This window comes from Microbacterium wangchenii (assembly GCF_004564355.1).
GTDB classification, from domain to species: Bacteria; Actinomycetota; Actinomycetes; order Actinomycetales; family Microbacteriaceae; genus Microbacterium; species Microbacterium wangchenii.
Genome location: NZ_CP038266.1, coordinates 588,597 through 606,390, shown reverse-complemented (window position 1 = coordinate 606,390; position 17,794 = coordinate 588,597). Strand labels below are relative to the sequence as shown.

General features: G+C 71.3%; 18 protein-coding genes. 8 read left to right on the top strand and 10 right to left on the bottom strand.

Annotated elements, in window-relative coordinates; genetic code table 11:
* Nucleotides 1-10: 10 nt before the first annotated feature.
* The 3 genes from E4K62_RS02915 to E4K62_RS02910 form a co-directional block, all read right to left on the bottom strand.
* Complete coding sequence (locus tag E4K62_RS02915; RefSeq protein ID WP_167747713.1) at nucleotides 11-679, bottom strand: SGNH/GDSL hydrolase family protein; 669 nt, start codon at nucleotides 677-679, stop codon at nucleotides 11-13.
* A gap of 122 nt (nucleotides 680-801) precedes the next feature.
* On the bottom strand, nucleotides 802-954 hold the full coding sequence (locus E4K62_RS18640; protein WP_167747712.1) for a hypothetical protein: 153 nt from the start codon (nucleotides 952-954) through the stop codon (nucleotides 802-804).
* A 127-nt stretch (nucleotides 955-1,081) separates the two neighbouring features.
* Nucleotides 1,082-1,444, bottom strand: coding sequence for a DUF7882 family protein (locus E4K62_RS02910; protein ID WP_135063385.1), 363 nt, complete (start codon nucleotides 1,442-1,444; stop codon nucleotides 1,082-1,084).
* A gap of 214 nt (nucleotides 1,445-1,658) precedes the next feature.
* Here E4K62_RS02910 and E4K62_RS02905 point away from each other — a divergent pair, with 214 nt between their 5' ends.
* Entirely contained in the window at nucleotides 1,659-2,114 is a 456-nt protein-coding gene (locus tag E4K62_RS02905) for a MarR family winged helix-turn-helix transcriptional regulator (RefSeq protein WP_167747711.1), read from the top strand.
* Here E4K62_RS02905 and E4K62_RS02900 read toward each other — a convergent pair.
* Complete coding sequence (locus tag E4K62_RS02900; RefSeq protein ID WP_135063381.1) at nucleotides 2,111-2,434, bottom strand: DUF7882 family protein; 324 nt, start codon at nucleotides 2,432-2,434, stop codon at nucleotides 2,111-2,113. The genes E4K62_RS02905 and E4K62_RS02900 overlap by 4 nt on opposite strands.
* A gap of 212 nt (nucleotides 2,435-2,646) precedes the next feature.
* Here E4K62_RS02900 and E4K62_RS02895 point away from each other — a divergent pair, with 212 nt between their 5' ends.
* Together E4K62_RS02895 and E4K62_RS02890 are read left to right on the top strand one after the other, a co-directional pair.
* Complete coding sequence (locus tag E4K62_RS02895) at nucleotides 2,647-3,675, top strand: glycoside hydrolase family 6 protein (protein ID WP_240742797.1); 1,029 nt, start codon at nucleotides 2,647-2,649, stop codon at nucleotides 3,673-3,675.
* An 82-nt stretch (nucleotides 3,676-3,757) separates the two neighbouring features.
* A complete protein-coding gene (locus E4K62_RS02890) occupies nucleotides 3,758-4,705 on the top strand; it encodes a response regulator transcription factor (protein ID WP_135063379.1) in 948 nt (315 codons plus the stop codon).
* An 84-nt stretch (nucleotides 4,706-4,789) separates the two neighbouring features.
* Here the strand turns inward: E4K62_RS02890 and E4K62_RS02885 are convergent, their stop codons facing one another.
* On the bottom strand, nucleotides 4,790-6,181 hold the full coding sequence (locus E4K62_RS02885; RefSeq protein WP_135070768.1) for a glycosyltransferase family 2 protein: 1,392 nt from the start codon (nucleotides 6,179-6,181) through the stop codon (nucleotides 4,790-4,792).
* Between the two features lie 220 nt (nucleotides 6,182-6,401).
* Nucleotides 6,402-7,130, bottom strand: coding sequence for a fructose 1,6-bisphosphatase (locus E4K62_RS02880; RefSeq protein ID WP_240742796.1), 729 nt, complete (start codon nucleotides 7,128-7,130; stop codon nucleotides 6,402-6,404).
* Nucleotides 7,131-7,319: 189 nt separating this feature from the next.
* On the opposite strand from E4K62_RS02880, the gene E4K62_RS02875 reads away from it, so the two are divergent.
* Complete coding sequence (locus E4K62_RS02875) at nucleotides 7,320-8,987, top strand: sensor histidine kinase (RefSeq protein WP_135063377.1); 1,668 nt, start codon at nucleotides 7,320-7,322, stop codon at nucleotides 8,985-8,987.
* On the top strand, nucleotides 8,984-10,114 hold the full coding sequence (locus E4K62_RS02870; protein ID WP_135063375.1) for a diguanylate cyclase domain-containing protein: 1,131 nt from the start codon (nucleotides 8,984-8,986) through the stop codon (nucleotides 10,112-10,114). The genes E4K62_RS02875 and E4K62_RS02870 overlap by 4 nt, the downstream gene beginning before the upstream one ends.
* Before the next feature lie 2 nt (nucleotides 10,115-10,116).
* Here E4K62_RS02870 and E4K62_RS02865 read toward each other — a convergent pair whose 3' ends face one another.
* Nucleotides 10,117-10,758 carry a hypothetical protein gene (locus E4K62_RS02865; RefSeq protein ID WP_240742795.1) on the bottom strand — a complete coding sequence of 214 codons (642 nt, stop codon included), beginning with the start codon at nucleotides 10,756-10,758 and terminating at the stop codon, nucleotides 10,117-10,119.
* A gap of 96 nt (nucleotides 10,759-10,854) precedes the next feature.
* Here E4K62_RS02865 and E4K62_RS02860 point away from each other — a divergent pair, with 96 nt between their 5' ends.
* Nucleotides 10,855-12,648 carry a DUF4012 domain-containing protein gene (locus E4K62_RS02860; RefSeq protein WP_240742794.1) on the top strand — a complete coding sequence of 598 codons (1,794 nt, stop codon included), beginning with the start codon at nucleotides 10,855-10,857 and terminating at the stop codon, nucleotides 12,646-12,648.
* 43 nt (nucleotides 12,649-12,691) lie between these two features.
* On the top strand, nucleotides 12,692-13,225 hold the full coding sequence (locus tag E4K62_RS02855) for a cell wall protein (protein WP_135063373.1): 534 nt from the start codon (nucleotides 12,692-12,694) through the stop codon (nucleotides 13,223-13,225).
* 21 nt (nucleotides 13,226-13,246) lie between these two features.
* Here the strand turns inward: E4K62_RS02855 and E4K62_RS02850 are convergent, their stop codons facing one another.
* Together E4K62_RS02850 and truA are read right to left on the bottom strand one after the other, a co-directional pair.
* Entirely contained in the window at nucleotides 13,247-13,939 is a 693-nt protein-coding gene (locus tag E4K62_RS02850) for an endonuclease/exonuclease/phosphatase family protein (protein ID WP_135063371.1), read from the bottom strand.
* A 76-nt stretch (nucleotides 13,940-14,015) separates the two neighbouring features.
* A complete protein-coding gene (gene truA / locus E4K62_RS02845) occupies nucleotides 14,016-14,852 on the bottom strand; it encodes a tRNA pseudouridine(38-40) synthase TruA (RefSeq protein ID WP_135063369.1) in 837 nt (278 codons plus the stop codon).
* 81 nt (nucleotides 14,853-14,933) lie between these two features.
* Here truA and E4K62_RS02840 point away from each other — a divergent pair, with 81 nt between their 5' ends.
* Entirely contained in the window at nucleotides 14,934-16,778 is a 1,845-nt protein-coding gene (locus E4K62_RS02840) for an acyltransferase family protein (protein WP_135063367.1), read from the top strand.
* Here E4K62_RS02840 and E4K62_RS02835 read toward each other — a convergent pair.
* Entirely contained in the window at nucleotides 16,769-17,791 is a 1,023-nt protein-coding gene (locus tag E4K62_RS02835; RefSeq protein WP_135063365.1) for a GNAT family N-acetyltransferase, read from the bottom strand. The genes E4K62_RS02840 and E4K62_RS02835 overlap by 10 nt on opposite strands.
* Between the last annotated feature and the right edge of the window lie 3 nt (nucleotides 17,792-17,794).

The window sequence follows — 17,794 nt, the reverse complement described above, 5'->3', positions numbered from 1 at the left end:
CCTCTGTGGTTCATTCCAGGACGTGGGCCCGGATGGCCTCGCCCAGCAGTCGTGCGCCATCGACGGTGGGATGGACGCCATCCCACGTCAGGCCTTCGCGGTACGTGTCGTCGGAAGTACGCAGCGCCGCGGCGGCGTCGGCGAACTCCCACCCGCGCTCGGCGGCGAGTTGCCGCAGGTCCTCGTTGTAGGAATCGACCGCGTCGGCGGCGAAATCGATGGGCGGCACACCGACGAGCACGACCCGATCCACGCCGGCGGTCTCGGCGATCCGGACGAGGTGGCGCTCGGTGTCACGCAGGTCGACGCCCAGGGCCACGTCGTTCGTCCCGCCGAGGATCACGAGCACGTCGGCGTCGTAGGGCCGCACGTTCTCCGCCATCGCCTCGGTGAGGGCGCCCGACACCGCCCATCCCCCGGCGAAGACCACCCGCTCATCCAGCGCCCACGGCAGCCACGACAGCTCGCCGAAGTCGCCTCCGGCGAAGTCCGCACTATCGCCCTCGCTGATCGAGTCCCCCACCACGGCCATGCGCACGGCGCCTTCCGCGGCGGGCGGCGGTGCGGCGGCGCGGGGGGACGGAGGCGCGGAGGTCCCCGCCGCAGGAGCGCACGCCGGGGCGAGCGCGACGAGGGCCAGAGCCACCGCTATGCCCAGCGCAGATGAGAGGATCCTCACCCGCGGCCTCTCGCGGCTGCGCGGGCGGCGGGGCAGGATGATCGCCGAGTCGCTTCGCAGCGACGGGCGCGATGCGTGGCCGTCGGCCGACTGCCCCGACCGGCCGACGTCCACCGCACCGCTCACATCACACGGGAATGCCCGGGATTCGCGGGCGGCGGCTCGTCGTCGTCGGTCGCGGTGACCCACTCCCGCTGGCGTGCGGTGCTGTACTGCAGTGGGGGGCGGTGCGGAATCTCCACGGGCCGCCGCCACGGCTCTTGCGAGGAGTACATGGGATGCTCCGTATTTCTGCTTCTTCGCGTACCCCACCATCCCTCGACCATCGCCCCCGATCGATGGGCTTGACAGCGACGTCTCGGGCTCCCCCAAGAAGCCCGTCCCGTCCCCACCGGGGCCGCGTCAGGCGGCCCGCGCCCCGACGGGGACGCGGGCCGGCGGCGTCGAAACCTCGTCGTTCACCGGCACCGGCATGTTGAGGTCGACGGAGAGGCCGCCGGAGGAGTTGGCGGCGTTGGCCAGGTCTTTCAGGAAAGCAGGGTTGAGCATCTCGGGCTCGGCGCTGGAGAAGACGAATCGCAGGGGGATCGACGGGTGCAGCCAGATGGTCGAGCGCCCACCGGGGATGTCCTCGGGGTGCCGCCAGGAGAGCGTGAAGCTCTCGCCGCGGCGGAGCTTGGTCGCGGTGACCACCTTGACGTGGGCGAGCAGCCGGTCTGGCATCTCGATGGGCTGGGTTGCGTTGCCGTAGAACAGTTGTCCCATGATGCGGTGCGGTCCCCTCTGCCGGTCAGACGATTGAATGTCAGACGATTGATTTATTACTCAGCACGTTACTAGGCAAACTAGCAATCAGGCAACTGGATGAGGAACGTCTCATGTTTGTCGGCGTTGAGAAAGCTCACCTGGTGAGTAATCACCCTCCCTAACTACAATGGGAGCTTCACCGTTCCCAGCTCCGCCCGACGGAAGGATGCAGGTGACCACCACGGACACCGGCGACGCGATCGCCGAGGCCGTACGGGCCGTCGAACGACTCCGGCAATCGGAGTCGCGACTGGCCCGCCGCCGCCAGAATGCGTGCGGCCCCAGCGAGAACGCGCGAGCCGCCATGCGCTACATCCTCGAATGCACCGACGAGGGCGAATCGGTCACCCCCACGGGGATCGCGCAGCACCTCGGCGTCTCCACCGCATCCGTCACGGGGATGCTCGACCGCCTTCACGCCGGCGGTCTCGTCGCCTTCACGTCGAACCCGACGGATCGGCGCAGCAAGTACGTCGTCCCCTTCGACCGCGACATCGACCTCACCGACGTCGATCCGCTCAGCGCCCGCATCCGGGAGTTCGCCGGCGAATTGTCCCCCGCCGAAGCCGAGCACGTCGCGCAGTTCCTCGACCGCGTGCGGGAGGCCGTCGACCAGGAGTGCGCTTAGGCGCGCTCGGGCATCACCGGCGAATCGGGGTCCGGCTCGGGGATGATCGTCAGTCCGTTCGGACCGTTCGCCTCGCGCATGAGGTCGTCGACCCAGCGGCGGTTCAGCACGGGCGCGCGACTGCCGTAGAAGTGGAAGACCACCGGGATCGAGGGATGGATCCACGAGCTGCGGGTGCCGCTGCCGTCGCCGGCGGTGTGGTGGAACATGAAGGGCTCACCCCGGCGGAGCTTGTTCATGAAGATCACCCGGAGGTGGGCGAGCGCACGATCCTCGATATCGAACGAGTATCCGAGCCCGGTGTAAATCAGTTTTCCCACGTTCCGAGCGTACCCAACGGCGGCGCCTAACCATTCCCGCGGGCTTATCCACAGAGGGGGGACCCTGTCCCCCGAACGGGGGACACGCTCTGTATACTCGTGGAAGCGACCCGGCACCGGTCGCGAAGCCCCTGCCGGCGTGGATCTTTCATCCGCCGTCGGGGGCTTTTCCTGTCGGGCGCGCGGCCGGCCACTCGGCTAGAGTCCAAGTGATGATGAGACCGACCTCGCCACCGGCGAACCGTCGGCGTCTCCGGCGGATCCTCCTCGTGGGCGGGTCCTCCCTCGCCGTCGCGGGTCTCATCGCCGCCATCGTCCTCGTCGCCACTCACACGCAGGCCTTCTTCCAGATGCTCTCCGCCCGTCCACCTGCCGTCGACACGGTCATCGTGGTGCCGGACGAGTCCAAAGCCGCCCACGCGATCGCCGAGGGTGAGCCGACCACCGCGGCGGAGATCGCCGCGACGGAGTATCTCGCCGCCCAGCCCACCGCGTACTGGCTCACCCCCGAGCTCGAGCCCGCCGACGAGGTGTGGGACCGCATCGCGCACCTGGCCGCAGAGGCGCGCGAGCAGGACGCTGCTCTCGCCGTGGTCGTCTACGGGCTGCCCGGTCGCGACTGCGGCAACCACTCCGCCGGCGGGCTGGATGAACAGGCCTACGCCGCGTGGACGCAGCGGATCGGCGAGGCACTGCGCAATGCGCGCGACGTGCAGAAGATCGTGGTCCTGGAGCCGGACAGCCTCGCGCTCGCCCCCGAGTGCGGCAACGTCGCCGACCGCGGACGACAGCTGGCCGGCGCCGTGGACGCGATGACCGGCGTCGACACGTGGATCTACCTCGACGGAGGCCACTCCAGCTGGCTTCCCGCCGAGCAGATGGCCGACCTCATCCGCGGCGTGGGCGTCCTCGACCGCGTACGGGGCTTTGCGACCAACGTGTCCAACTACCAGACGACCTCGGCGGAATTCACCTACGCCCACGAACTGTCGGGGCTGCTGGGAGGCGCTCACGCGATCATCGACACGTCCCGCAACGGCGACGGACCCGGCGGAGCGGAGTGGTGCAACCCTCCCGGGCGGCTCGTCGGCGAGCCCGGCGGCACCTACGGCGACGGCGTCGTGGACACGAATCTGTGGATCAAACCGCCGGGTGAAAGTGACGGCGAGTGCAACGGCGGACCGGCCGCGGGGGCGTGGTGGCCGCGCGCGGCGGTCGAGCTCACCCGCGAGGTGCGATGAGGTCGCCGCGCACAACGCATCGTTCGAAGTGTGCGAGGATGGCGCACGACCCAGCGGTGGATCGAGTGAGGCGAAAACAAGGATGAGCGACTCCGCGGACGCGCACAAGACCGCCGTGATCGTCGAGGACGATCCCGACATCCGGCACCTCCTGGTCGAGGTGCTCGAGTCGGCCGGCTTCTCCACCGTCTCGGTGGGAAACGGCATCGATGGAGTGCGGGCCGTCATCGCCTACCAGCCGCTCATCACGACGCTGGATGTCAACATGCCGGGCATCGACGGGTTCGAAGCGGCCCGCCGCATCCGCGCCCAGTCCGACACCTACATCATCATGCTCACCGGGCTCGAGGACGAGGCCGACGTCGTGCTGGGTCTGGGCGCCGGCGCCGACGAGTACGTCGTGAAGCCGTTCCGTCCTCGCGAGCTCCGCGCCCGCATCGAAGCGCTGCTGCGCCGACCGCGCAGCGGAGCGGTCAGCGCGCCGCGCCAAGGCCCCGTCGGGCCCTCGTTCCCGGGAGCGCGCCCGGCCACGCAGAGCGTCCCCGTCGTGCGGCCGGAGGAGTACGCTCCCGCCGCAGCGGCGACGCAGGAGGCGCCGGTCATCGTCCCCGCGACGCAGGGTCCGGAGCCGCAGGCCGCCCCCGGCACCGACCTCGCGCCGCGCGCGGTCGGCGAGGTGGCCCCCGCGCCGGCGAACTGGCTCGTGCACCGCGACCTGCAGCTCGACCCCGACAGCCGGATCGTGCTGCTGGGCGGACGCGAACTCGAGCTCACCCGCACGGAGTTCGACCTGCTCGCCACCCTCCTCGAGTCCAAGCGACGCGTGCGCAGCAAGGCGGATCTGACCCTCGTGCTGCGCGGGGAGTCCTACGTCACGAGCTACTTCGTCGGCGAGGCCGACAAGCGCGCGATCGAAGCGCATATGACGAACCTGCGGCGCAAGCTCGGCGACAACCCGACGACCCCGCGGTACATCGAGACCGTGCGCGGCGTGGGCTACCGGCTCACGTCGGAGCTCGTCGCCCCGTAGCTGTACCGCGCCACGGCGCGATGCACGGATGCTCCGGCCCTCCCCAGGACCGGAGCATCCGTCTTTCCGACGCGTTCGGGCGCGTCAGACCTTGTATCCGTGGTGGCGACGGATGAGCTTTCCGAACATGAGCAGGGTCTGCAGGACGGTGACGACACCGACGATGGGCCACCCGATCCACAGGATCGAGGACTGCGTGACCGGGCCCACGAGGTTCCAGATGACGGCCATCGCGACGGCGACGGCCAGCAGCACGAGAAAGGGCGCCCAGTGCCCGAGCCCGCCACCCTTCTCGGCCTTGGCCTGCATCGCCCAGTTGTCGACCTGCTTGCGGGAGAGGAAGCGGGTCCACGAGCGGACGAAGTGGCTGATGCGGATCCACATGAAGATCTCCGCCGGGATGAACGTCGCGGCGAACAGGAGGTCGCGGCCGTTGCAGTTCTGCATCGTGCGGGCGATGCGCACGTTCAGGAGGATGGCGATCACGGGGGGCACGAGCCACAACGGGGAGAAGATGAACGCGTCGATCGAGAGCGAGCCGGCCAGCAGCGTGAAGAACGCCACGCGCACGAAGAGGTTCGTCAGCATGCCGAAGTTCTCGAACCAGCGCAGCCGCAGGTTGGGGTGGAACGGCTGGCCCTTCGTGTCGCCGCGCTGGCCCGGCCACATGAGCTCGATGGCGCCGTAGGTCCACTTCACCTGCTGCGCGTCGTACGCCGACAGGGTCGTCATCCCGCCCACGTCCGCGCGGGCGTAGGGGCTGATCTTGGTGAGGTAGCCGGCGCTCTTGATCTGCAGCGACAGCAGGGAGTCCTCCACCTCGGAGTCGCGCACCCACGGCGTGCTCTGGTGGTTCTGCTTCATCGCGTCGCGCAGGGCGTTGGTGGCGAAGATGGAGAACTGCCCTCCGAGCACGGCCATGTTGCGCCCGCGCAGGAGGTTCTGCAGATTGAAGGCGGCGAACTGCGTGCGCTGACCGGCGGTGAGGAACTTCGCGATGAGGCCCTTCATGGGCCGGTCATCGATGGAGTAGATGGCGGAGATGCCGCCGATGCGGGAGTCGGAGACCGCTTCGGTCTCCAGGTACTCGACGGCCTTGGTGTCGGCGATGGTGTCGCCGTCCACGCCCAGGAGGTAGTCGTAGCCCTCCACGAGCGAGTAGCCGTAGTTGAGCGCGCCGACCTTCTTGTCGGGGTTCTTTCCGATGTCGTGCACGAAGACCTCGGTGAACTGCTCGCCCAGGTCGGTGACGATCTCGTGGGGGCCGCTGTACTCGGAGGCGATCTTGACGGTGTTGTCCGAGGTGTTGTTGACCACGACGTGGATCACGTCGGGCACGCGCGTCTGGCTCAGCAGACCCTCGATCACCGCGGCGATCGAGTCCTCCTCGTTGTACGCGGGGATGATGCATCCGATGGTCGAACGGTGACCGGTGCTGTTCTCCAGGACAGAGGAGAAGTCGTCGGCGAGGTCCATCTCCGTGCCGGGACGCACCGGCTCGGCCGCATACGACGGGGCGTATGCGACGGGTGCGAGGTTCGTACGCGGTGCGTTCACGGTTCTACTTCCTGGTCCTGCGGGGGATCCCCCTGCCCGGCACTCACAGATTGACGCACGTGCCGCGAGGTACCCCGCACGCGGCGAAAGGGCAACCGCAAGATTCCCTCAAGACCGCCTGGATTCCGACCGAGCAGGCTCAGCCCGCGGCTCCGCCGGGGTGGATGGCGATCGGCAGGTACTGGTAGACCGACTGCTGCGCGAAGGACGTGTCGGTGTCGGCGGCGCCTTCCACCCACACGTTCATCGCGAACTCCAGCGTGATGCCGTAGGTGTCCTGGGGCAGCTGGTGGATCGTCGTCTCCGGCACGTGCAGCCCGCCCTGGAACGTGTTCAGCAGCAGCCCGCGGTCGGAGCGGATGGTGTCCTGCGGGACGAGCGTGCGCGGGTCCGCGCTGAAGCGGAACGGCGACTGCACCTGGCCGGAGGTCTGAGCGGTGCTGGAGGAGATGGAGATGCTGGAGATGTAGACGCGGCGCTTCTCGGCCAGCACGGCCTTCTCGTCGACGCGGTGGTCGACGACGTTCACGGCGAAACCGAACGTCTTGGGCGCCTCAGGCGTCCACTCCTGGGTGCGGCGGGAGTCCACCGCCCACACGTCCAGGACGAGTTCGAGCTCGTCGGCGATCTCGCTGGTCAACGACACGGAGCCGTTGTAGGTGAACATCGAGTCGAAGGCGATCGCCGACGAGGTGGGTTCCGGCGACGGAACCGTCGTCGGCGCGACGACCCGGGGCGCGGGGTTTCCGGAGAGCGTGTTGAAGGCGTCGACCACCTGCGTGCAACCGGTGAGCGCTGCCCCGGCCAGGACGAGAGTGACTGCGATCGCGGCAGCACGGAGAGAGGGACGGATCGGTCGAGTGTTCACTGCATGCTCCTGAGGACGGACCGCGCGACAGCGGGTACGGGCGGGTGACCACCGCGCTGCGCAGTGCAGGCCTCAGGGGGAATCTGCCGGTCGGCGGACCCGAAACGGGCGGCCGGCGGAGCAGAGACAGGATGGCGCCTAGGAGAATACACCACGGCCCCTGGACCCGCGGTCACTAGACTCAGAGCTATGGCAGCCGTGAACAGCCTCCCGGCCACGTCGCCTGCCGACACCGCACCGGACGGCCCCGACGGCGGCGGCCTCGCCGACAACCGCACACGGTCGATCTGGCTGCTCCAGCTCGTGCTCGCCGCGAGTGTCGTGGTCACCGTGCTGGTCGTGCAGGCGCTGGAACCGGCGCTGTTCGGGGTGTGGACCTTCTCCACGGGTGTGGCGATCATCATCGCCCTCACCGCCGCCTGCCTGGCCGTCCCGTGGCGCCGCGTGCCGCGGGAGTACATCGCACTCGTGCCCTTCGGCGACCTCATCGGCGTGAGCTTCCTCGTCCTGCAGAGCGACCTGCAGTTCGGCTTCTTCTGGGTCTTCCCCATCACGTGGATCGCGACGTACTTCGCCCTGCCCGCCCTCTTGGGCGCCCTCGCGATGGTCGCCGGCGTCATCATCCTCGACGGCACCCTCACCGGACCCGGCACCCACGACGTCGTGCGCCTCATGGTGGTGCTCCTCGCCCTGACCTTCATCGGCTTGACCACGTATCTCGCCGCGCGGCAGAGCCGCGCGTTCCGCCAGCTCCTGCGGAGGCAGGCCGGCCGCCTCCAGGGCACGCTCGCCCGCGTGAGCGGGCAGGAGCGGCGCGTGTCGCAGATGCTCAACGGCCTGGACACCGGCATCGCGCGGCTCTCCCGCGCCGGCGAGGTGCTGGCCCTCAACGACACGTACGTGTCGCTGTACGCGATCGACCGGGACGACCCCAAGCGACCCGGCCGCTCCGTGGAGTACTCCGCGCTGCGCGGCGATCCCCTGCCCGAACTCGATCGCCCCTTCGCCCGCGCGGCTCGCGGCGAGCTGTTCGAGGACGAGCGGGTGTGGCTGTTCGACACGGACGGCGAATGGCATGCCCTGTCGGTCTCGACGCGCCGTCTGACGCCGGCGGGCGACGAGCCCGAGAGCACGCTCCTCATCGTCCACGACGTCACGGCCCTCATCGAGGCCGAGCGCGCCCGCGAACGCCTCGCCGCGGTGGTCTCCCACGAACTGCGCAACCCCCTCACCGCGATCATGGGACACGCCGAGCTCGCACTGGAGTCGGACCAGTTGCCGGCCAAGACGCGCGAGCAGCTGGAGGTCATCGACAGCGCCGCCGAGCGCATGCAGACCCTCATCTCCGAGATCCTCGCCGGGTCCCGCGCGGAGGCGCGCGATCACACGGACGCCTCCTCCATCGACATCCGCCGCATCCTGGATGCCTCGGTCGAATCGTTCCGCCCCGCCGCCGATGGCCGCCGCGTGCGCGTGAGCGTCGACGCACCGCCGTCGCTGGAGGTGCGCGGAGACGCGTTCCGTCTGCGTCAGGCCGTCGACAACGTGCTCAGCAACGCCATCAAGTACACGCCGGGGGGCGGATCGGTGCGCATCTCCGCGCGGGCTGAGGTCGGTCACGTCGTGGTCGTGGTCACCGACACCGGCATCGGCATCGCCGCCGACGAGCTCCCCCGCATCTTCGACCCCTACTTCCGTGCGCGCACCGCACGGGAGAGTTCGACACCCGGCACGGGGCTGGGCATGGGGATCCTCCGCACCATCATCGAGGAGCACCGCGGCACGCTGCACCTGGAGAGCGAACAGGGCACCGGCACGACCGTGACCATCACGCTGCCGGCGGGGCGCGGCGAATGACCGGCGATCTGAATTCGATCGCCACCGCCAACCTCGGGATCGCGCAAGCCACCGTCGCCACCCTGGGCACGGTCATGATCATCGGCCTGGGCTTCCTCCAGCGGCCTTCGCGCGCGTCGCTGCTGTGGTCGCTCGCCTTCGTCCTCGCCATGGTCAGCACGTGGGTGAGCCTGGCCGGCGAGGCGCTCGGAAACGAACCGGTACGGCGCATCGGCCTGGGCGTGCTGCTGGGTGCACCCGCCCTGATCTGGTCGGGCTTCCGGGCCCGCCGCCGCGTTCCCGCCCTCCCTTGGATCGCGGCGGCCATCTCGGTGCTGTCGGCCCTCGGCCTGTGGCTGGGCTCGCACACCGAGTTCTACAACCTCATCTTCCGCGTGGACTTCTTCCTCGCGTCGATCTTCGCCGGCCTGACGCTGCTGGAGATCCGCCGCTCTCCCGATCGGCACGAGCGGCTGGTGGTCCCCCTCGTGCTCGTGTCCGGGAGCTTCGTCCTGCTGGCCTTCTTCATCCTCATCGCCGGCCTGTTCCACCCGACGGGCTCGGTCGACGACCTCTCCTTCGTGCGCCTGCTCAACACCCTCGGGATGCTGATCTACCTCGTGTGCGCGACGGTCACGCTGCTGTTCTTCACCACCGTGTCACCGGTGGGCGTGCAGACCGCCGCCTCCTGGCCCCAGTTCACCGTCACCGCGGCCGACCGTCTGGCGCGCGCCCGCGAGGCCGGCGAGACGTCGTGGGCCATGCTCGTCGTGCGACTGGACGATCCCGACGACATCCGCGCCGCCGCGGGAGAAGCCCTGTTCGGGCAGATCATCGAGCGGTTCGAGCACACCGTTCGTGCGTCGTTCCCGGCGGAGGCGGACATGGGCCGGGAGGGACGCGAACGCGTCGCGGTGCTGGTGTCGCGCCCCGGGCCGGTCCTGCGCGATCACGTGAGCCGGATGCTGCGGGCGATCACCGAGCTGGATGCTGCGCAGCCGATGGCGGTGCAGCTGTCGGCGAGCGTGGGGTGGGCGTCGGCGGACGTCGTGGGATACGACTTCCAGACGCTGCTCGTCCATGCCCAGCAGGCCTCGGAGGAGGCATCCGAGGGCGGCGGCGACCGCTGGCAGCGCGTGGGCGCGTAGCCTCAGTCCTCCGAGGCCGGTGCGACCCCTCCGCCGGCGATGGCCACGCGCACCGCGTCGGTCGTGGTCTGCTTGGCGTACTCGGCCGAGGTGGGCGTGGTCTGCACGAGGAACTCGTACGTGAACTGCAGCGTCACGTGGGTGGCGGCGGCGGGCACCTCGCCGATGTTGAACGTCTGCGAGTAGCTGTACGGCGCGAGCACGGGGTACCCCGCCGTCTGGTTCGACTGGTCCAGCTGCGCCTCCAGCGGCGCGAAGGTCTCGGTCGGGTTCGCCGGCACCGCGATCATCGACACGCGCTGCAGGCCCACCTGCTGGCCGTCGTCGGGGGTGACCGTCGTCGTGAGCGACAGGCTGACGGGTTTCAGCGCGGTCGGGGTCCACTGGTCCATCGACAGCGTGGACCAGTAGTTCACGGCCGCCGCGACGGCGCCGGCCTGCAGCGCGCGCTCCGTCGATCCGCTGGAGAGGTCGTTCGGCACGGGCTGCGGCACGACCGCGGCCGTGCGCGTCGGGCTCGGCGGCGCGGAGGTTCCGCCCGCCCCGCCCGCCCACGGGGCCGGGCCGCATGCCGTCAGCGACAGAACGCCGGTGAGAACGAACGCGGCGCCCACCGCTGCGCGGCGACGGGTTGATCGGACCATGGGGCACCCTTCGTCGTACGCCGTCAGTCTAGGGGGAGCCGCCGCGCCCTCCTGCGCGCGTCGACCAGCGCGCGGCGGCTCGCCTAGGGTGATCGAGTGACCGAATACCCCGTGAGCACCTCACGCCGGGTCGCGGGTCGCGTCGTCGCGGGGCTTCTGGCCGCCTTCGTCGCCGTCCTCCTCCTCGGCGGTCTGTGGATCGGCGTGCGCGGCGCGATGGCCTACGGCCACGTCGCCGACGCGCGCGCGGCGGCCGCCGATGCCCAGCAGGCGCTGTCCGATCCGGCGCAGGCGGCGGAGGTCATCGACCGGATCTCCGAGCACACCTCCGCGGCCAGGGCGCTCACGGGCGACCCCGTGTGGGCGCTCGCGGCGGGGCTCCCCTGGATCGGGCCGCAGCTGGATGCCGTCGCCACCCTCACCCGCACCGCCGACGAGGTCGCCACCACCGCCATCGCGCCGCTGGCCGAGGTCGCCACGTCCTTCTCCGTCGACTCGCTGCGCCCGCAGGAGGGCCGCTTCGACATCGCCGCCCTCGCCGACCTGCACGAGCCGGCCGTCGCGAGCGCCGAACGCCTGGCGGCCGCATCCGAGGAGGTCGCGCGGATCCAGCCCGAGAACCTGCTCGCGCCGCTGCGGGAACCGGTCGCCGAGGTGCAGACCCTCTTCGCCGACGTCGCGACCGGTGCCGACGCGCTGGGGCGCGCGACCGCGCTCATGCCGGCCATGCTGGGCGCGGAGGGCCCCCGCGATTACCTCGTGCTCTTCCAGAACAACGCCGAGTGGCGCTCGCTCGGCGGCATCGCCGGGGCGATGGCCGTCGTCCGCACCGAGGACGGCCGCATCTCGCTCAGCGCACAGGGGTCCACGCGCGACTTCCGGCGGTACGCCGAGCCTGTGCTGCCCCTGTCTCCCGAGCTCGAGGAGATCTACGCCCTGCGCCCCGCGCAGTACGTGCAGAACGTCACGCAGATCCCCGACTTCACCGTCGGCGCCCCTCTCGCCCGCGAGATGTGGCAGCGCGAGTTCGGCGGCCTGCTCAGCGGCGTCGTCGCGGTCGATCCGGTGACGCTGTCGTACCTGCTGGAGGCCACCGGACCGGTGACCCTCCCCACCGGCGACGTGCTTTCGGCTGAGAGCGCCGTGCCACTGCTGCTGAACGAGGTCTACCAGCGCTACGAGGTGCCCGCCGACCAGGACGCGTTCTTCGCCGCCGCCACGGCCGCGGTCTTCGGCACGCTCACCTCCGGCACGGCCGATCCGGTCAAGCTCGTCGACGCCCTCGCGCGCGCCGGCAGCGAGCAGCGCCTCTACCTGTGGAACGCCGACGAGGCCGACCAGGCGATCCTCGACGGCACGAGCCTGCAGGGCCGGCTGCCCGAGACGGATGCGGAGGCCACGCGATTCGGCGTGTACCTCAACGACGGCACCGGCTCGAAGATGGACTACTACATGAACGTCGCCGCATCCGTCGGCTGGTGCACCGACACGGAAGGCTCCCCCGACGCCCTGCTGTCGGTGCGGCTGCGCAGCGACGCCCCCGCCGACGCGGCCACCCTGCCCGAGTACATCACCGGCGGCGGCGCCCTCGGCACGCCCGCCGGCACGACCGAGACCGTCGCCTACCTCTACCTGCCGGAGGGGGCCGAGATCGTCGCCGCCCAGCCGGGGGGCACCGCGTCGCAGCCTTCCACCGGGTTCGGCGGCGGGATGCACGAGGGCCGGCGGGTGCTCACGTGGGCGACGAATCTGCTGCCGGGCGAGGAGGCGACGGTCACCCTGCGCGTGCGGACGCCCGCCACGCCGGTGCTCGAAGCCGTCGTGACGCCCACCATGCGCGACGTGGAATCCGCCGAACTTGCTCCGGGGTGCACGCCTACGGGACAATGAGGCACGCACTCGCGGCACCACCCCCTCCCCCGGAAGCGGCCCGATGAAGAAGTTCTTCCCCCGTCTCGTCGCCGTCGCGGCTCTGGCAGCCGGCGCCGTGTTCGCCGTCCCCGCCGCCGCGCTGGCCTACCCGGCCGAGGACGCCGCGAGCGTCTCCAGCGCCGTGGTGGAACCCGGTGGCAGCGCGACGCTCTCGGTGGCCGACGGGACCTTCGCGGCGAACGAGCCGGCCACCATCACGGTGACGGGCGAGAACGGCGCCGGAGCGACGTTCGGAATGGTCCGCGCCGCGGTGTCGACCGCGACGTACCGGGATGCCGTCACCAACGCGCAGGGCGGCCTGGATCCGGTGCGGATCACCTTCCCCGCCGACGCGCGCGGCGCCTACACGATCGCCGTCTTCACGGCCTCCTCACCGGGTGACACCGTCACGGTGACCGTCAACGGCCTCTCCGCCACCGGCGCGGACTTCGGCCCGTACCTGGGCATCTGGATCGGCGGCGGGGCGCTGGCGCTGGCCGGCGGAGCCGTGGCCGTGGCCACCGCCGTCGTGCGGCGCCGCCGCGACGCGGCGTAATCCACGCGCCCGCGCCGGCGGTCAGGCGACAGCAGCCGCCCGGCCGGCCGACACTTCCGCCGTCACGAGGATCGGCAGGTGGTCGCTGGAACCCTGCGGCAGCGTACGGATGTGCTCGATGTCGAACAGGTACGACGTGGCGAAGTCGTAGTGCCCTCGGAAGAAGCGGTAGCGCGTGTAGGTGCGGGCATCGCTCAGGGTCAGCTCGTACCCCTGGGCACGCACCTTCTGCCCCAGGTACTCCTTGAAGACGGGGTAGTTGTAGTCCCCGACCATGAGGGCGGGAAGGCCCTCCCCGAGGTTCTCCAGCTCGGCCAGGGCGGTGCGGATCTGGTGGCGGCGAAGCGAATTCAGCGCCGTCAGCGGGGCCGCGTGGAAGGAGGCGACGACGATGTCACGGCCGTGGTCGATGTCGTGCAGGCGCACGCCGAGGAGGCGCTCCTCTGCGGGCTTGAGCACGTAGTCGTGCAGCGACTTCTTCAGCGCCAGGGCGCGCACCTCCACGGGGCGGAAGGTGTTGGCCCGGTAGTAGACGGCGAGTCCCAGACGGTTGCGCTGCGTCGAATCCGCCAGGCGCAGCCCGCCGATCTCCTCGGGCATGTCGGTGGTGTCGCATTCCTGCAGGCACAGGACGTCGGCACTGTGCCCCTCGACCAGATCGACCAGTTCTCCGGCGGCTCGGTGTTTGCGCAGGTTGTACGAGATGACCCTCATGACGACTCCACCCTCGCATACGCGGCGCCGTCCCGGGTGCGGTTGACACCGATCCTTCAGCGTTCCCGGAGGACGCTCACTCCGCGTCGCGGCGGTTGCGGGTCTGCTCCGCCCGCGCGGCCAGCAGCTCGGCGGCGGGGTACCCCACCTCGACGAGGGTGAGCCCGCGGGCGGCCAGGACCTTCGTCTGCGCCGTGCGCTCCCCCGCATCCCGGATGGCGGCCACCTCGCCCACGGCGAGGCGCCCCTCGCCCACGGCGGCGCACGCGCCCACGAGGGCGCGCACCATGCTGTGGCAGAACGCGTCGGCCTTCACCTCCGCCACGAGCACGCCCGCGGCATCGCGCTCCCACCGGAAATCCAGCAGCGTGCGGATCGTCGTCGCCTTTTCGCGCGGCTTGCAGTAGGCGGCGAAGTCGTGCAGGCCGATGAGCGAGCGGGCCGCAGCATCCATCGCCGCCTCGTCCAGGACGCTGCGCACCGTGGTCGTGCGGTGACGTTCGAGCGGGTCGTAGTCGCTCGCGCCGTCGGCCAGGCGGTAGCGGTACCGCCGCCACACCGCCGAGAAGCGCGCGTCGAACCCCTCGGGGGCAGGCGTCGAGCGGCGCACCGTGACATCGGGATATGCGCCCAGGACGCCGCGGAGGCGACCGGCCAGCGCGGCCACCGGATCGCCGTCCCGCCGCCCGCGCGGCAGGCGCAGGCGCTGCTGCTCGTCGAGATCGATGTGGGCCACCTGTCCCGTCGCGTGCACTCCGGCATCCGTGCGACCGGCGACCACGAGGCGGGGCGCGGTGCCGAGGATGCGGGCCAGCGCGTCTTCGAGTGTGCCCTGCACGGTGCGCAGCCCCGGCTGGGCCGCCCAGCCCCGGAAGTGCATGCCGTCATAGGCGATGTCGAGACGGATGCGCACCCGTTCAGCCTAATCGGACGCCTCGGGCGCCTCGTCTAGACTGGCATGTCCCCCGGCCGCGACTGTGACCCGCACGCCTCTATGACCCCTCCTGCTCCGCCCCGCCCCGCGCGTTTCGCCGGGCTCGACGGGCTCCGCGCCGTCGCGGTCGCCCTCGTGATCGTCTACCACCTGTTCCCCGGATGGGTCTTCGCGGGTGGTTTCGTGGGCGTCGACGTGTTCTTCGTGATCAGTGGCTTCCTCATCACGACGCTGCTGCTGGGCGAGCGGGAGCGCACGGGGCGGATCGCCCTGGGCGCGTTCTGGACGCGGCGCGCCCGCAGGCTCCTGCCGGCGCTGGCGCTGGTCGTGACGGTGTGCGCGAGCGCCGCGTGGCTGGTCGGGGGCGACGTGCTCGCCCGCGTCGGCGCGCAGGTGCTGGGGGCGGCGACTTTCGGCTACAACTGGATCTCCCTCGCCGAGGGCTCGAGCTACTTCGCGTCCTCCGCTCCCGAGCTGCTGCGCAACCTGTGGTCGCTCGCGGTGGAGGAGCAGTTCTACGTCGTGTGGCCGCTGCTGCTGCCGCTCGTGCTGCTGCTGCCGTGGCGCTCGGCCAGGGTGGGGCTCGCGCTGGTGGCCGCCGCCGCGTCCGCGTGGTGGATGGCGCACCTCGTCACCGTGGACGGCGCCGTCACGCGAGCCTACTTCGGCACCGACTCGCACGCGTTCGGGATCCTCATCGGCGTCGCCCTCGCCTTCGCGATGCAGCGCGTCCTGCACGATCCACCCGCGTGGATGCAGCGGCAGCCGTGGCGGGTCGGAGCCGCCGCGGCCGGCAGCGGCGCCCTCGCGGGCATCGTATGGGTGGCCACTGTGCCGGCCACCGACTCGGCGGCCACCTTCCCCGGCGCGCTGGGAGCAGCATCCGTGCTGACCGCCGTCGCGATCGCCGCCGGGGTGTGGCCGGGCTCGAAGTTCGGACGCGGCATCGACGCGGCGCCCCTTCGCTGGATCGGCGACCGCTCCTACGGGCTGTACCTGTGGCACTGGCCCCTCGTGGTCCTCCTCGCCTCCGGGGCCGCGCCGGGGGCGGGCGTGCCGGTGGAGGCGGGCTTCGCGGCGCTGATCCTCACCGCTGCTCTCTCCGAGGCGTCGTACCGCCTCGTGGAGACGCCCGTGCGCCGGCTCGGGTTCCGCGGCGCGGTGCGCCGGCTCGGGACATCCCTCACCGGCGGGCCGGTGCGGCGCCTGGGCGCCCTGGCCGCCGTGACGTGCGCGGTGCTCGTGCTGGGCGGGACCACCGCCGCGATCGCCGGTGCGCCGGCCGCCACGACCGCGCAGAGCGCCGTGCAGGCCGGCATCGACGCGCTCCGCGCCCAGGAGGCCGCGCCTGCCGCGACACCCGAGCCGGAGCAGCCCCCGGCACCGGCCCCTTCCCCCACGCCCGTGCAGGGCGCGGAGATCACGGCGGTCGGCGACTCCGTGATGCTCGCCTCGGCTCCCGCCCTCATGGAGCGGTTCCCGGGCATCCACGTGGACGCGTCGGTGTCGCGGTCGATGTACGCCGCGCCGGGGATCCTCGAGCAGCTGGAGTCCACCGGCCAGCTGCGCCGCTACGTCGTCGTCGCGCTGGGGACGAACGGGCCGATCGAGCGATCCACGCTCCACCGCCTGCGCGAGATCCTGGGGCCCGAGCGGATCCTCATCCTCGTGACCGCACACGCTCCGCGCGACTGGGTGCCCGGCGTCAACGAGGAGCTCACGACGTTCGCCCGGGTCACCGGCGTCGGGCTGGCCGACTGGTCGGGCGCCGTCGCGCCGCATCCCGACCTGCTCGCCGGCGACGGCATCCACCCCGGCGATGCCGGCGGGCGGGTGTTCGCCGAGACGGTCGCGGGGGCGGTGGATGCGGCCGAGGCGCGCCGCGCCGCCTCTGCTCAGAAGTGACGCGTCAGCACGCGTGAGCGGTCGGTGGCGGCGAAGCCCAGCCGCTCGTACAGGCCGTGCGCGCCGGTGGGGCTCGCGGTGTCGACATCCAGCACGGCCTTGCGCAGCCCCGCATCGCGCGCGGCGGCGAGGGTGCGGGAGATCACGGTCGGGGCGTACCCGCGGGCGCGGCGGTCCCGGACCACGCCGATGAGGTCGATGTACGTGTTCGGCGCCCCCAGGGCCTCCCAATCCTCCTCGTTGACCGACGCGAGGCACAGCGCGACGACGCGGTCGCCCTCCAGGAGCAGCGTCGACAGGTCGGGGCGCAGATACGGGCCGTCCACGAACGCGCGCCACGGCGCCTCCACCGAGGGCAGGCTCCCCCAGTGGTCGCGGAAGGCGTCGTTGCGGGCGGCGAGCACGTCCATCGCCCGCTCCGGCGCGTAGGGGACCAGGCGCGTCCCCTCCGGCGCCGCGCGCTCGAGGACGGGCTCGGCCAGGTCGCGGACCATCGTTGTGAACCACCGCTCCGTGGACAGGCCGATCCGCTCGGCGATGGCCGCCGCATCCGTCGTGCGCTCCTCGGCGTACATCGCCACCTCCCCGGGGATGGGCACGTCGATGGAGGCGAGGTGCTGCAGCGCGCGGTCGTACGTCCACGCGAGGGCCGCCGTGCCGATGCCGCGGCGGCGGTGCGCCGGATGCACCGCCCCCTCCAGGATCACCTTGGCGGCGGTGTCGCGGGAGGGATGCAGGATCGCGCTGGAGGCCGCCAGCAGCTCACCGTCACCACCGAAGCCCAGGATGGTGTCGCGGGCGGGATCGATGTGCGGGAGTGCGAAGTGGTCGGCGATCTCCTCGCGCGGCACCGTGTAGGTGGGGTGATCCACGCGGCCCGCGGCGGCGAAGAGGGCGTGCACCGCGTCGATGTCGTCAGAGGTCGCCCCGCGCCACGCCGGCACCTGCGGATGCTGCGGGGCGGCGAGCTGCGCGGGCGCGGGCACGCGCGCGGACAGGGGTGTATCGATCACCGA

Excerpts from the sequence above, each read along its gene's own strand:
- E4K62_RS18640 (WP_167747712.1), bottom strand. The coding sequence starts at position 954 with ATGTACTCCTCGCAAGAGCCGTGGCGGCGGCCCGTGGAGATTCCGCAC.
- E4K62_RS02910 (WP_135063385.1), bottom strand. The coding sequence starts at position 1,444 with ATGGGACAACTGTTCTACGGCAACGCAACCCAGCCCATCGAGATGCCA.
- E4K62_RS02895 (WP_240742797.1), top strand. The coding sequence starts at position 2,647 with ATGATGAGACCGACCTCGCCACCGGCGAACCGTCGGCGTCTCCGGCGG.
- E4K62_RS02890 (WP_135063379.1), top strand. The coding sequence starts at position 3,758 with ATGAGCGACTCCGCGGACGCGCACAAGACCGCCGTGATCGTCGAGGAC.
- E4K62_RS02885 (WP_135070768.1), bottom strand. The coding sequence starts at position 6,181 with ATGGACCTCGCCGACGACTTCTCCTCTGTCCTGGAGAACAGCACCGGT.
- E4K62_RS02875 (WP_135063377.1), top strand. The coding sequence starts at position 7,320 with ATGGCAGCCGTGAACAGCCTCCCGGCCACGTCGCCTGCCGACACCGCA.
- E4K62_RS02870 (WP_135063375.1), top strand. The coding sequence starts at position 8,984 with ATGACCGGCGATCTGAATTCGATCGCCACCGCCAACCTCGGGATCGCG.
- E4K62_RS02865 (WP_240742795.1), bottom strand. The coding sequence starts at position 10,758 with ATGGTCCGATCAACCCGTCGCCGCGCAGCGGTGGGCGCCGCGTTCGTT.
- E4K62_RS02855 (WP_135063373.1), top strand. The coding sequence starts at position 12,692 with ATGAAGAAGTTCTTCCCCCGTCTCGTCGCCGTCGCGGCTCTGGCAGCC.
- E4K62_RS02850 (WP_135063371.1), bottom strand. The coding sequence starts at position 13,939 with ATGAGGGTCATCTCGTACAACCTGCGCAAACACCGAGCCGCCGGAGAA.
- E4K62_RS02840 (WP_135063367.1), top strand. The coding sequence starts at position 14,934 with ATGACCCCTCCTGCTCCGCCCCGCCCCGCGCGTTTCGCCGGGCTCGAC.